The sequence below is a fragment of the Corynebacterium yudongzhengii genome (assembly GCF_003065405.1).
In the GTDB taxonomy this organism is placed as follows: Bacteria; Actinomycetota; Actinomycetes; order Mycobacteriales; family Mycobacteriaceae; genus Corynebacterium; species Corynebacterium yudongzhengii.
Genome location: NZ_CP026947.1, coordinates 1282127 through 1296583 on the forward strand (window position 1 = coordinate 1282127; position 14457 = coordinate 1296583).

Sequence of the window (14457 nt, forward strand, 5' to 3'; positions counted from 1 at the left end):
TCGCGGCTAAGCTCCCCAATGTGGTGGAGGCGCGCCGTCAAGCACCCCGTAGCTCGCGCACTTCGGCCACCGCGTGGCGGCGCAGCTCGGCGGCGTGGGCCCGGCCGGTCTCGGTATCGTCGAGACCCGCGAGCATGCGGGCGAGCTCCTCGACGCGCGCCTCATCGTCCAAGGTGAGCACGCCGGAGGTGACGTCGGTATCGCCGACGTTTTTGGCCACGTGCAGATGCGTATCGGCATAGGCCGCCACCTGCGGCAAGTGCGTGACGACGAGCACCTGGTTGTTACTCGCCAGACGCGCCAACCTCCGGCCGATCTCGACGGCCGCGCGACCCCCGACACCGGCGTCGACCTCGTCGAAGACCATGGTCGCGCCCCGGGTGTCGGCGGCGAGGATGACCTCGAGGCCGAGCATGACGCGCGAGAGCTCACCGCCGGAGGCCGCCGAGGCCAGCGGGCGCGGCTCGGTGGCGTCATTGGGCGCGAGCTGCAGCTCGACCTGATCCGCGCCCTGGGGCCCCGGGTCGGTGGGGCTGACGTTTACGTGCAGGCGCGCCTTCGGCATCGCCAGGCCCCGGATTTCCTCAGTGACCTGCTCCCCCAGCTGCGCCGCCGCGGCCGTGCGGGCTGCCGTGAGTGCGCGCGCGTGGGTGCGCATCTCTTTTTCGGCCGCCCTAACCTCGCGGGCGAGCTCTTCGAGGGCCTCGTTCGAGGTGTCGATCGACGCATAGCGCTTCCGCGCGGCATCCCGGTAGGCGATGACGGCATCAATATCCGCCCCATACTTGCGGATCAACCCCTTGAGATCCTGCTGGCGGGTCAAGAGCTGATCGAGCTTGTCCGGATCCGCATCTAAATCGGCGAGGTAGCTGCCCAGCTCCCCGGTGATCGTGGACAGCCGGCCGGTGATCTCGGCGAGCTCAGCGCCGAGAGCCTGCAGGCGCTCATCACCAGAGCCGGCAAGGGCCTCCTCCGCGCGGCCGATGAGGCCGGAGGCCGGGTCATCATCCCCGTAGCCGCCCATGGCCTCGGGACCGTCGATGCTGGTCAGGGCGGTAGCGGCGGCGTCGCGCAGCGTATCGACGTCCTGTAGCCGCCGGATCTGCTCCACCAGGACGACGTCTTCTCCGGGGCTGGGGTCGATCTCGTCGATCTCACTGAGGGCGAAGTTGAGCTGGTCAGCCTCCCGGGCGAGCTCGCGGCGCGAGGCGGTGCGCTGCTTGAGGTCTTTCGCCAGGCTGCGCCAGCGCTGATAGGCGCGCTGGTAGTCGTTTTTGAGCGGGGCGATGGAGGAATCGAAACGATCGAGCGCGTCGAGCTGCTGCTCGGGGGCCAAAAGGCGCAGCTGGTCGTTTTGGCCGTGGATGGTTAAAAGCGGCGCGGTGAACTCTTTGAGCGTCGCCGCCGGCACACTGCGCCCGCCCAGGTGCGCGCGGGAACGCCCGGAGGCGTTGACCGTGCGGGAGGCGGTGACTTCTTCGCCATCGGCCGCACCGCCGGCCGATTCCAGCTGTTCCAGCAGGCGCTCGCGGGTGGCGTCGTCGATGCCGGAGAGGTCGAAATGGCCGTCGACACCCGCCTTGTCCGCGCCCGCGCGCACCCGCGAGGCGTCCGCGCGGCCGCCGGTGAGCAGGCGCAGGCCCGTGACCACCATTGTTTTGCCGGCGCCGGTTTCGCCCGTGAGCACCGTTAACCCGTCCGACAGTTCGGCAGACGCCTGGGAGATGACGCCGAGGTTGTCGATCGAGATGTCTGCGAGCATGACACGCATGCTACCGCAGTGTCGCTTTAGTTTTGGTGCGGGTGCGTGCCGATGGTGTGCGGGCCCCGCCACCCGGCGACCGGGAGGCGCAGCTTGCTCACGAGGCGGTCGGTAAAAGGTCGGTCATCGAGACGCACCCAGCGCACGGAGCGCTCGCCGCGCACCACCTCGATGCGGGCGCCGGGCGGCATGGCCACGGGCCGGAAGCCGTCCATGACCGCCATCGCCGGTGAAGTCGACGAGAGCGACTCCACCGCCACCGTCGAGCGCGGCGAGACGACCAGCGGCTTCGTAAACAGGGCGTGGGCGTTGTTCGGGACGACCAAGATGGCGTCGAGTTCCGGCCAGAGGACAGGCCCGCCGGCGGAGAAGGAATAGGCCGTCGAGCCCGTCGGGGTGGACACCAGCACGCCATCGCAGCCGAAGGAGCTGACCGGGCGGAAGTCGACCTCGAGGATCGCGTCGAGCACGCCGCGGCGGTTGAGGTTTTCGATGCTGACCTCGTTGAGCGCCCAGCTGGTGCCGAGCACCTCGCCGTTTTCGCCGGAGACCGTGACATCCAAGGTCATGCGTTCCTCGATGCGGTAGTCGCGCTCGATGACGCGCTGGATCGCGATGTCGAGGGAATCGGCCTCCCACTCGGCGAGAAAGCCCACGTGGCCGAGGTTGATGCCGAGCACCGGCAGGTCCTGGGCGTGGGCGAGGTCGGCGGCGCGCAGGAAGGTGCCATCGCCGCCGAGCACGAGCACGAGCTCGCAGCCGGCGGCGGCCTGCGGGGTGTGCTCGACGCGCGGCAGCGGGCAGAGCACGGGATCGTCGTCGAGCGGGCGCGGGTCGTGCTGCGAGAGCACGCGGACCGTGATGCCGGCGGCGGTGAGCAGCTCCGCGGTACGCGACGCGGCGGAGACGTTGCTGGCCCTCCCGGTGTGCGGGACGAGCAGGATCTCGCGATCGGCGGTCTCGGTCACTGCGGTCCCTCCTTGACTGCGGTGTGCACCATCTGCTTCAGCTGGTCCCCGGTGCGCGCGCTCGCGCCGCCGTCTTTGACCAGCCACAGGAAATACTCTACGTTGCCGCTCGGCCCGGGCATCGGCGAGGCCGTGACCTGTTTCAGGCTCAAACCCAGCTCTTGGGTGAAGCGGGCGATCTCTGCCGTCACCTCGGCGCGCAGCTCCGGCGAGCGCACCACCCCGCCCGAGCCGAGGCGCTCCTTGCCCACCTCAAACTGGGGTTTGACCATCGGCAGCAGGTCGGCGCCCTCGCTTAAGACTTCCGCGATGGCCGGCAGCGTGAGCTTCAGGGAAATGAACGATAAATCGCCCACCATGAGATCGCATGGCGTGCCGATCATCTCGTCCGTCAGATGCCGGATGTTCGTGCGATCGAGGACGGTGACCCGCTCGTCGTTTTGCAAACGCCACACCAGCTGGCCGTAGCCGACGTCGACGGCGACCACCTCGCGCGCGCCCTTGCGCAGCACGACGTCGGTGAAACCGCCCGTCGACGCCCCGGCGTCGAGCACTCGTCGGCCCTGCACGCTGAGCCCCTGCGGCTCGAAGGCGGCGAGCGCGCCGAGCAGCTTATGCGCCCCACGCGAAGCCCACTCCTCTTCCTCGGTCTCGGCGACCTTGATGGAGACATCCGGATCGACCATGGTGGCCGGCTTCTTCGCCACGAACCCACCCACCGATACTCGCTGGGCCTTGATCATCTCCACGGCCTGCTCACGGGAGCGGGCGATCTTGCGACGCACCAGCTCAGCATCCAGTCGGCGGCGGGCTACAGCCATGGCTCTCTCTTCTCTACGGTCAGTTGTTCTGCAGGGCGTCGTTTAAGATCCGGTGGGCGGCCTCGAGCTGTTCGGCCTCGGCGGCGAGGCTCCCGGCAGGCTCGTCGAAAATGCCGTCGAGTTTCTCCGCCAGCTCCTCGGGGCTGATCGACGGGCGCGAAGGGTCCTGCGGTTTCGGCGCTACCACCAGGCGCTCGCCGCCTTCTCCGCGGCCGCGGACATCGGCCGGATCAGCTCCGGCGGACGGCGCAGCGACCACGCCACCTCGAGCACGGTGCGGAGGGCGGCGAGAGGGTCGGCGGCGTCGTCGCCACGCTCGAGGAGGACGTCGGCGCCGTCGACGCGCGCGGTGAACCCGCCCTGAGCGCCGGGCACAAGCTCCTCGGGCCGGCGGTGCAGATCCCGCAGGTCCTGGGCGATATAGGTGGGGCGCTGCTCCGCTGGGGCTTCGAGCAGCGCGATCGGCCCGGAGACGCCCGTGAGCACATGGAAGGTGGGCATCTTCGCGGCGTTGCCGCCTTCAATGTCGGTATCCAGGCGGTCCCCGACGGCCAGTGGGCGCTGCGCGCCAAGGACTTTGGCGGCCTGCTGTAACATCGTCGGCTGCGGCTTGCCAGCAGCGGCCGGGCGCACGCCCGTCGCCGAGACCAGCGCCGCGACGAGCGAGCCGTTGCCCACGGCCAGACCGCGCTCAGTCGGCAGCGTGGTATCGAGGTTCGAGGCGATATAGGTCGCGCCGGCGTGCAGGGCATACGCGGCCTCCGAGAGCACCGCCCAGTCGGTCTCCGGGTTGTGGCCGTGCAACACGACCTCAGGGTTCTCATCTGCGGAGTCCACGACCTCAAGCTCCGCCGCCCGCGCCAGGTCGCGGAAGGATTCGGAGCCGACGATTAAGACCTTCGTGCCGGCCGGGTAGCTCTCGCGTACCAGGGACACGGCCGACTGCGCTGAGGTCAACACCTGCTTGTCTGTGACCTCGAGGCCAATGGTCTGCAGGCGCTTGGCCACGTCCTCCGGCGCCCGCGAGGCGTTATTCGTGATGTAGATGGTGTTCAGCGACGAGGCGGTGAGGGTCTCGACCGCGTGCGGGATGGCGCGGCCGCCCTCCCATACGGTGCCGTCGAGATCCAGCAGCAATGAGTCGTAGAAGTCCAGCAAGCTCATGGTCACTCAGTCTATCGGTACTTTAAGGAGGCGCTTAGTCGGCCGCACGTTCGGCCGCGTCGGTCACCCCGTCAGTATCCTGCGCTGCCGCGTGCTTGAACCAGCGGCGGGCTTCTTCGGTGCGCCCGAGCTCCTCCAACGCATCCGCGTAGGCATAGGACAGGCGCCCGGCGCTTTCGCCCGTGGCATCCAAGGAAGGCTGCAGGCGCTCCAGCGTGACGACTGCCGACTCCACCTGCCCCAAATCACGGCGCGCACCGGCCACCACGATGCCCAGCTCAATCCGGGAGGCCGGATCGAGCTCGCGCGCCTCTTCACTGCGGCTGAGCTCGATGGCTTTCTGCGGGCGGCCGAGGCCACGCTCGCAGTCCGCCATGACGGCCAAAAGACCCGGCCCGCCGGAGATACGCCGCGCCGCGCGCAGCTCGGAGAGCGCCTCCTTCCACTCCCCTGCCCGGTAGGCGACGATGCCGTTCGACTCGCGCACCACGCCGACGCGACCGGCGCGGTTCTTCGCCGCCCGCGCGTGCCGCAGGGCGAGCTGCGGGTCGTCGTCGAGAAGATCGACCGCCATGATCATGTGCTTGGCGACGGCCTCCGCGTTCTCCTTCGACAGCACCCGTAGATCCTGGCGCACCAGCGGATCGAGGTCCTTGATGTTGATGCCCTCCGGGATATCGGGCTCATTGTCGCGGATCTGGTCGCGTTCCTCGCGGAAGTTCTTGCGCGAGGGCCCGAAGCTGGTGTTCTGGTTGCGTTTCGCACCGCCTCGCTGGGAGTGCTTCTTGGAGCGCTTCTTGTGGTGGGGGCGTCGTCCGCCGGACTTCTCCGAGGCGTGATCTTTCGCGCGGGGCTCTTTCGCGTTCTGATCGTCCGGTTCAGTCATGCGGATCCTTTCTGCACCTAAATGTGGCTCCTGCACGGAGGGCTCCTCGATCTTTCCGATCATAGCGCCCGCACCACACCAAGCGTGATTCTGGCTGGGCTCATAGCAGAGCAATTCCCTAAGGTATAAGTCGATGGAGACCTTCCTCTTCGACGCCGGCACCCTGATACCAGCTTGTGCCCCCACCGGCACTGTGCGCGTTGCCGATTCCTGGCGCCAGGTCGACGGTCACGTCCGTCGACTCGATCTGCACCGGGAGCGTTTCGCCAGTTCGGTCGCCCGCTACGCACCGGGCCTCGATGCCGACGCTCTAGTCGACGCCGCCGCCCGGAAGGTACCGGATGTTGGCGAGTGGTTTCCCCGGGTGCGGCTTATCGACGACTGCCTCTACTGTGATCTGCGCCCCGGACCACCGCGGCGGCCCACGGTGAAGGTAGCGGTCCTCTCCCCGGGGGATCCGCGCTCGAACCCGCGGGTCAAAGGCCCGGATCTCGGCCTCGGCGGCGAGCTAATCGCTCATGCCCGCACCCGTGGTGTCGACGAGGTCCTGCTGCGCAGCGCTGAAGGACTCCTCCTCGAGACCGCGTATGCCGCCCTCGTGTGGTGGGAGGGCGATACTCTGTGCGCCCCTCATCTGGACCTTCCGGTGCTTCCCAGCGTGACCCGCCGGCTGGTCGAAGACCACGCCGCGCAGCTAGGTATCGAGGTGCGTCACGTCCACGCGACCCTCGCGGATCTCGACGGCCGCGAAACCTGGTTACTCAATGCGTATCAGGGCCTGCGCCTCGTCACTGATTGGGTCGGCGCAGACCTCATCCCCGGCCCACCCCACCGCTTCCAGGCGTGGCGTAAGGCCCTGGACGAGACCTAAAAGGCGTTGAGGTGATCGTCGAGATCCATGCCCAGCGCCACGCCCAGCGTGCGGGCCTTGACCAGCGTTTCCTCCCACTCCTCGGCGGCGTCGGAACGCGCGGTGATCGCCCCGCCCATGCCGAACTCCAGGTGATCGGCGTGATGGACGATGGTCCGGATGACTATCGATAAATCCACCGTCCCATCGACGGAGATATAGCCCAGCGCCCCCGAATACACCCCGCGCGGGCCGGCCTCGAGCGTGCGCAGGATCTCCATCGAACGCTCCTTCGGAGCACCCGTCATCGAGCCGCCGGGAAACGCCGCGCGCACCGCGTCGAGAGCTCCATAGGGTTTAGCCAGCGTGCCGCGGATCGTGCTCACGAGCTGGTGGGCACCGGTGTGCGTTTCGACGTCGAAAAGCAACGGCACATGGACGCTGCCCGGCACGCAGACGCGCGAGAGGTCGTTGCGGAGAAGATCGACGATCATGAGGTTTTCGGCCCGCTCTTTCACGGAGCTTAAGAGCTCTCCGGCTAGGCGTTTATCCTCGGCCGTATCCTCCGAGCGCCGCCTGGTGCCTTTGATCGGCTTGGCCTCGACGTGGCCGCGCGCGTCCACCTTGAGGAAGCGCTCCGGCGACGCCGAGAGCACGTGGCAGCCCGAAAACGCCAGGTAGGCGGCGTAGGGGCGCGGCGACAGGGTACGCAGGCGCCGATAGAGCTGCCAGGGATCGCTGCGCGTCTCGACGCGAATGTGGTTCGTCAAGCACAGCTCGTAGCTTTCGCCGGCGGCGATCTTCTCCTGGCACTTATCGATGAGCTCGAGGTAGTCCGCACGGCCATGGCGAAGCTTCAGCTCACCGATTGCGGGAGGGGCCGGAAGTGTAGGCGGCTGCGCACTCATGCCGCGCAGCCTCTCGGCTGTTGCGTTTACCCATTCATGCTGGCAGGTCTTCACGTTCTCGTCGCTGAGCGCCAGCACCCAGGCCTGCGCATCGACGACAGCGACGGCGCGATCCGCGAAGACGAACACGCTCGCCTCGGCCTCGTAGCCGAGGTATCCCACCCAGCCGGGGGTAAACGGAAGATCCGCTGCTTCTAGGCCTTCGTCGCCGAGATCGATGACCTGCACGGCCCCCAACGTCTGCTCGATGCGATCCAAAACGCCATCTGCCTCGACGACACGCGCTAACGGGCCTACCCCCGAGCCACAGACCGACACCCCGTCGCCGGTGGCAGTATCCAGCCACCACGCGTAATCGTCGCCGCGAAAGAGCTGGTCGAAGATGGTTTCGGCGCAGGCGGGCGTCGACACGCGGCGAGCGTAGAGCCGCCACGGCGCAGGTGCCGCTTGTCGACGACCCCACGCCTCAGCCTGCGCAAAAAACCGAGCGAGAAGCTCACGGCCGTGCTCCGAGCAGATGGACTCGGGATGCGTCTGGATGCCCCACTGCGGGCGACTGATCCGGTGCAGCCCCATGACGATCTCGCCATCACGAGCGTCGATGACGAGGTCATCACAGGCCGCGCAGGCATGGGGATCAACGATCAGCGAGTGGTAGCGCACCATGGCCACCGGCGAGTCGAGAGTATCGAACAACCCCGTGGATTCGTGGTGGATCTCCGCGACCTCGCCATGGACCGGGCGTGGGGCGCGGATGATGGGCACCCCAGCGTCGTAGGCGATGGCCTGCATGCCGAGGCAGATGCCGAGCACCGGGACCTCAGCCTGCTCGATCGCGTGCCGGGAGATCCCCAGATCCGCGGCGCACTCAGGATTGCCAGGCCCAGGCGAGACGACGATCGCGTCATAGGTGCTCAACCACTGCGGGACGGCGGAGTCTTCGACGGGCGGGGCGTCGTTAAGGACAATGTCAGGCAATTGACCGGTGATGACCGCAATGTCATGGGCCACGTTGTACGTGAAAGAGTCGTGGTTATCGATGAGAAGTACCCGCACGGACGTCCACCTTTCCCCTTTTTGTCCGGCCGACTGGAGCCGATTAGGGACAGTACCGTTAAGGCGCGGGTGGACGGTGCGCGGGGGTGCTACTACCGCGGGAAGTGGCCCCACACGAAGTCGGCTGCTCGGTCGAGGTTTAAGACCATAGCCAGGGCGTGGTTGGTGGCGGACTTGGGCAAAATCGGGATCGTCTCATCGGCGTGCCAGGTCAATTCACTGAAGCCGAGCCCCTCCCAATCGTTGCGTAGCTGGGTGGCCGATTCGAAGGGAACGATGTCGTCGTTGACGGCATGGAAGAGGAAGACTGGGGCGTTCGGAACGAACTTGCCGACGCGCTGACGCTCAATCTCCGTGGTCAGCGGCGCGTAGCGCTCGATCACAGCGGTAAGCCGTTCGCCTTGGGCGGTCCAGGTGTCGTCGGTCTCGAGGCCGTAGTGTCCCACTAGGCCGGGGACGCAGTAGTGGCGGACGTCGTCAAGCGCTTGTTGCCCGGTGGCGCTCAGATCGCCACGCACGACCTCCTTTAAGGCAGGATCCTTATCCAACAGGGTGTTGAGGGCTAACAGCGAGTAGGAACCGGCGCCGGTACCGTTGAACTGATCGATGGTGGTGCCGGGGCTGACGGTGGGGCCACCAGCGGCTGTGGCGACAATGTTGAGCTCGGGGGCGTAGACTTCGGCCCGCTCGGCGGCCGCCGCAGCGGCACCGCCGCCTTGCGAGTAGCCGTGAATACCCACCGGAGCCTCGGGGCTCACGCCCAGCTCCTGTGCCGCGGCGATCGCATCCAGGGTCGATTGTCCGGAGGCGATGTTGTCGAGGTAGGCTTGGTGGCCATCGGCGTTGCGATGATGATCGATCAGCACGACGGCGGCACCGCGCTCGAGGTGGACGCCCACGGGGATGGCCTCATACGGGAAGACCATATCGAAAGGATCGATGCGGATCTCCGGCCCGCTTTGGATGGAGAGCGACGGGTCGCAGTGCTGGCCGGTTCCCTGGGTGCCGGCAGGCACAGCGACGAGCGGGCGCTCGCCTGGGCCGGTCCACGGCTTGTTCGGATCGATGTAGATGGCAGTGTCTTCGCTAGCGTTGCCCAGCGAATCCGTTGAGCGGTACTGGTACCGAGTCGCCTTCGCGTCCCACAGGCGATCGTCGATCATGAGTGAGGCCTCTTCCGTGTTCACGACGGTGCCAGCGCCCTCAGCGCGCGGTGGGGCCTCGGGCAGGTGGTTGAACGGGGAGTCGGCCACGATTGCTTCTTCCTCGGGCGTGAACTCGGGTGCCGGCGCGTAGTCGGGGCTTCCTGTGATGAGGTTTTCGGGATTCGGGTTAGGAAGCCGACCGTAGAGGGGCACCTCGGCGGGTTCCGACGACAGCGTGGTCGGGAGTTCCGGCGCGGCCGATTGTGCGAGCGCAGCGGGCGCGGAAGGGACGAGCAGTGCGCAGCTGAGTGCACTCGCAAGGGCGAGGCGTGCCGGTTTGGTCTTGGAAGAAGATCGCTTGTGATCGGATAGAATTATATGCCCCTCAGCTTTTCCTTTAACTTACCTGTGTTATAAAATTATTAACATATAAACGTAGCTGAAGGTATCCATGGTCACAAATCTACTCTTAATGTCGTATACGCCACGATCTGGAGGCGTTGCGGGGTCGTGGCATGTCGGTCGTGCTGGGGCCAGTGGGATGCAGAGCCGTAGAGTTGATGGAGCTCTCCCAATGGAGATTCGGCTTCGCGTGATCGGCCTGTATTAGGGCGCCGTGACTTCCGATTACGCACGTGCGTATTGGGGGCGCGGCCCAATCCACCGAACCGCAGTCGTAGGCTCCACCACTATGCCGTGGCATAATCCCAGGGCACATTACGCACGTGCGTGAAATTCTGAGGCTTAAGGTGACAGTGCACCTCGGTCGCCTATGAGTTCCTCTGGATTAATTGATTTGCTTTTACGCACGTGCGTAAAAGCAGAGGTCGACTCCGTAACTCCACCAGAGGGTTCTCGTGTACCTTTGCGTATCCCGGAACCCATTGAATCCGGCTTACGCACGTGCGTAAAAACCAGAGGCTTCAGGTGACAGCGTGTGTCGTGCGCCTATCAGTTCCCCGGGATTCATCGCTTCCCGATTACGCACGCGCGTAATCGGGCGCATTCTAATCCCAGAACCGCATTAGCGACGACTGACGGCGGTCACCCCGCCGCACGACGACCCTTTATGCCACGGCATAATCCTCAACATCATTACGCACGTGCGTAAAGCCTTCGGCCCGCACTATGCCGCGGCATAAGGGTTCTGCGGTTGTTTCCGTTCGCATGTTAAGAACCTATGAGTTTTTCGCGATTCATCGATTTCCGATTACGCACACACGTAAACCCCCACACACATAAAAAGAGTGTGGTGACCCACCCAACCCCCAACAAGAGGTACACAGGCAGACCACCACACACACATTTACTTATCCATACCACAATTGTGGCCGGCGGCAACCTACTCTCCCACACCCTCCCAGGTGCAGTACCATCAGCGCGCACAGACTTAGCTACCGGGTTCGAAATGGGACCGGGCGTGACCCTGACGCTATCAACCACCGACACAACCACAAGACAACACAAACCCCACACCACAAGGCAGGCGGTGTCATGCCAGACACTGCACAGCAGACACAAACAACAACAATCTCACTAGTATTTCTTGCTCACTTAGCGGCGTACACACCACGTGTGTGTTATTCGGTTAATTAGTACCAGTCGCCTCAACACCTCACAATGCTTACAACCCTGGCCTATCAACCCCATCATCTACAGGGAACCTCACACAAGACCTCATCTCGAAACAGGCTTCCCGCTTAGATGCTTTCAGCGGTTATCCCTCCCGCACGTAGCCAACCAGCCATGCCCAAGGCAGAACAACTGGCACACCAGAGGTACGTCCATCCCGGTCCTCTCGTACTAGGGACAGCCTTCCACAAGTCTTGAACGCGCGCGGCGGATAGAGACCGAACTGTCTCACGACGTTCTGAACCCAGCTCGCGTGCCGCTTTAATGGGCGAACAGCCCAACCCTTGGGACCTACTCCAGCCCCAGGATGCGACGAGCCGACATCGAGGTGCCAAACCATCCCGTCGATATGAACTCTTGGGGAAGATCAGCCTGTTATCCCCGGGGTACCTTTTATCCGTTGAGCGACACCACAACCACAAGTAGATGCCGGATCACTAGTCCCGACTTTCGTCCCTGCTCGAGAAGTCCCTCTCACAGTCAAGCTTCCTTGTGCACTTACACTCACCACCTGATTACCAACCAAGCTGAGGAAACCTTTGGGCGCCTCCGTTACCATTTAGGAGGCAACCGCCCCAGTTAAACTACCCACCAGGCACTGTCCCCAACCCAGATCATGGGCCAAGGTTTAGACATCCAACACAATCAGAGTGGTATTTCACCAACGACTCCACAACCACTAGCGTGGCTACATCAACGTCTCCCACCTATCCTACACAAACCATGCCGAACACCAATACCAAGCTATAGTGAAGGTCCCGGGGTCTTTTCGTCCTGCCGCGCGAAACGAGCATCTTTACTCGTACTGCAATTTCACCGGGCCTGTGGTTGAGACAGCAAGGGAGTCGTTACGCCATTCGTGCAGGTCGGAACTTACCCGACAAGGAATTTCGCTACCTTAGGATGGTTATAGTTACCACCGCCGTTTACTGGGGCTTAAATTCTCAGCCTCGCACACCAAAGCATGCTAACTGGTCCTCTTAACCTTCCAGCACCGGGCAGGCGTCAGTCCGTATACATCAACTTCAACGTCTTCGCACAGACCTGTGTTTTTGATAAACAGTCGCTCCCTCCTATTCACTGCGACCACCAGAAGCCAACCCACCGCAACGAGTGAGCAACCACCAGTGGCACCCCTTCTCCCGAAGTTACGGGGCCAATTTGCCGAGTTCCTTAACCACAGTTCACCCGACCGCCTTAGTATTTTCTACCTGACCACCTGTGTCGGTTTCGGGTACGGGCCGTACATGTACATCGCTAGAGGCTTTTCTCGACAGCATAGGATCACCACCATCACCCACAAAAGGGCTACGCATCACGCCTCACACTTTAAAGGTGTACGGATTTACCAACACACCGTGCTACACGCTTGCACCACAATCCAAATAAGTGGCGTAGCTACCCCACTGCGTCACCCCATCACTTGACTACTACCAGATCAGGCCCCACCACACACCACCAACACCAAACATTAAAAATGCTTAGCTAAAAGGCAGCATGCGGTGGTTAGTATCACCGATTCATCAGGGTCGCACACACACGGGTACGGGAATATCAACCCGTTAACCATCGACTACGCCTGTCGGCCTCGCCTTAGGCCCCGACTCACCCTGGGAAGACGAACTTGACCCAGGAACCCTTAGTCATCCAGCGGTAAGGATTCTCACCTCACACTCGTTACTCATGCCTGCATTCTCACTCGCACACAATCCACCCCACCTCACAGTAAAGCTTCACCTCATGCACGACGCTCCCCTACCCAACAACACAACTGTTGCTGCCGTGGCTTCGGCGGTGTACTTGAGCCCCACTACATTGTCGGCGCACGACCACTCGACCAGTGAGCTATTACGCACTCTTTCAAGGATGGCTGCTTCTAAGCCAACCTCCTGGCTGTCTTCGCGATCACACATCCTTTTCCACTTAGTACACCCTTAGGGGCCTTAGCCGACGATCTGGGCTGTTTCCCTCTCGACTATGAAGCTTATCCCCCACAGTCTCACTGCCATGCTAAAACTTCACCGGCATTCGGAGTTTGGCTGGTATTGCTAAGATGATCGTCCCGCTCAACCAACCAGTCGCTCTACCTCCGGCAAGCACACACAACGCTGCACCTAAATGCATTTCGGGGAGAACCAGCTATCACGGAGTTTGATTAGCCTTTCACCCCTACCCACAACTCATCCCCTCAGTTTTCAACCTAAGTGGGTTCGCGCCTCCACAAAGTCTTACCCTTGCTTCACACTGGCCATGGGTAGATCACCCCGCTTCGGGTCCAGAACATGCCACTTAAAAACACACAAAAAGTATTCGCTTTCGCTACGACTACCCCACACGGGTTAACCTCGCGACATGCCGCTGACTCGCAGGCTCATTCTTCAAAAGGCACGCCATCACCCCAACAAAAAAGGGCTCTGACGGATTGTCAACACACGGTTTCAGGAACTCTTTCACTCCCCTCCCGGGGTACTTTTCACCATTCCCTCACGGTACTCAATCCGCTATCGGTCACACTGAGTATTCAGGCTTACCGGGTGGTCCCGGCAGATTCACAACAGATTCCACGAGCCCGTTGCTACTCGGGCACACAACCAATGCCACTGATCATGGTCTTCATGTACAGGACTCTCACCTACTCCGGTCACCCATCCCAAGGCAGTTCCACTAACCACACCAGCAACACCACACAATGACAGTCGCATGAACAGTCATGGCCCACAACCCCGCATACGCAACCCCTGCCAGGTATCACACGCACACGGTTTAGCCTCATCCACGTTCGCTCGCCGCTACTAACAGAATCATTATTATTTTCTCTTCCTACGGGTACTGAGATGTTTCACTTCCCCGCGTCACCCCCAACACACTATGCATTCACATGTTGGTGACACCCCACAACGAGTGCCGGGTTACCCCATTCGGACATCCTCGGATCAACGCTTTGTTGGCAACTCCCCGAGGCATAACGCAGCCTCACACGTCCTTCATCAGCTCAGCATGCCCAGGCATCCACCATGCGCCTAAAACAAACACACACAAGATACGCCAGAACAAAAAACACTAAGAACAACACACCCACCCACCAAAGCAAGCGAGTGTGCCTTAATAGAAGAAAATCATTATTGCTCGCGTCCACTATACAGTTCTCACACAACACCACCACCAACAACCAACCACCCACAACAAGGCAATCAATCATCAATGATGCACAACAGGGAACAATGTTGCCCCAGACACCCAACAGCATGCCAACAGTCACTTAAAA

Annotated in this window: 9 protein-coding genes and 2 rRNA genes; 1 reads left to right on the forward strand and 10 read right to left on the reverse strand. The window is 62.8% G+C overall.

The window, feature by feature from the left end; translation table 11 throughout:
• Positions 1–37: 37 nt before the first annotated feature.
• From recN to C3B44_RS05990, 6 genes are read right to left on the reverse strand one after another with little or no spacing between them, the layout of a single operon-like run.
• A complete protein-coding gene (recN, locus tag C3B44_RS05970; RefSeq protein WP_108432591.1) occupies positions 38–1762 on the reverse strand; it encodes a DNA repair protein RecN in 1725 nt (574 codons plus the stop codon).
• Between the two features lie 26 nt (positions 1763–1788).
• Positions 1789–2730, reverse strand: a complete 942-nt coding sequence (locus C3B44_RS05975; protein WP_108431569.1) for an NAD kinase — start codon at positions 2728–2730, stop codon at positions 1789–1791.
• The gene (locus C3B44_RS05980) at positions 2727–3551 is read right to left on the reverse strand and encodes a TlyA family RNA methyltransferase (RefSeq protein WP_108431570.1); all 825 of its coding nucleotides are present in this window, start codon (positions 3549–3551) and stop codon (positions 2727–2729) included. The genes C3B44_RS05975 and C3B44_RS05980 overlap by 4 nt, the downstream gene beginning before the upstream one ends.
• Before the next feature lie 19 nt (positions 3552–3570).
• Positions 3571–3738, reverse strand: a complete 168-nt coding sequence (locus C3B44_RS11760; RefSeq protein WP_199222394.1) for a hypothetical protein — start codon at positions 3736–3738, stop codon at positions 3571–3573.
• Positions 3732–4715 carry an HAD-IIA family hydrolase gene (locus C3B44_RS05985; RefSeq protein ID WP_108431571.1) on the reverse strand — a complete coding sequence of 328 codons (984 nt, stop codon included), beginning with the start codon at positions 4713–4715 and terminating at the stop codon, positions 3732–3734. Before C3B44_RS05985 ends, C3B44_RS11760 begins: the two co-directional genes overlap by 7 nt.
• Positions 4716–4749: 34 nt before the next feature.
• Positions 4750–5601 (reverse strand): tetratricopeptide repeat protein, encoded by an 852-nt coding sequence (locus C3B44_RS05990; protein ID WP_235840390.1) that lies wholly within the window; start codon positions 5599–5601, stop codon positions 4750–4752.
• Between the two features lie 133 nt (positions 5602–5734).
• On the opposite strand from C3B44_RS05990, the gene C3B44_RS05995 reads away from it, so the two are divergent.
• Positions 5735–6472, forward strand: coding sequence for an aminotransferase class IV (locus C3B44_RS05995; protein ID WP_108431573.1), 738 nt, complete (start codon positions 5735–5737; stop codon positions 6470–6472).
• Here the strand turns inward: C3B44_RS05995 and pabB are convergent.
• The 4 genes from pabB to C3B44_RS06015 all read right to left on the reverse strand — a co-directional run bounded on the left by pabB (position 6469) and on the right by C3B44_RS06015 (position 14229).
• On the reverse strand, positions 6469–8415 hold the full coding sequence (pabB, locus tag C3B44_RS06000) for an aminodeoxychorismate synthase component I (protein ID WP_108431574.1): 1947 nt from the start codon (positions 8413–8415) through the stop codon (positions 6469–6471). The two genes, C3B44_RS05995 and pabB, sit on opposite strands and share 4 nt — an antisense overlap.
• A gap of 92 nt (positions 8416–8507) precedes the next feature.
• Positions 8508–9773, reverse strand: coding sequence for a lipase family protein (locus tag C3B44_RS06005; RefSeq protein ID WP_158268626.1), 1266 nt, complete (start codon positions 9771–9773; stop codon positions 8508–8510).
• A 1116-nt stretch (positions 9774–10889) separates the two neighbouring features.
• Positions 10890–11007: ribosomal RNA gene (gene rrf, locus C3B44_RS06010) — 5S ribosomal RNA — on the reverse strand.
• A 124-nt stretch (positions 11008–11131) separates the two neighbouring features.
• A 23S ribosomal RNA gene (locus C3B44_RS06015) occupies positions 11132–14229 on the reverse strand.
• Positions 14230–14457 lie beyond the last annotated feature (228 nt).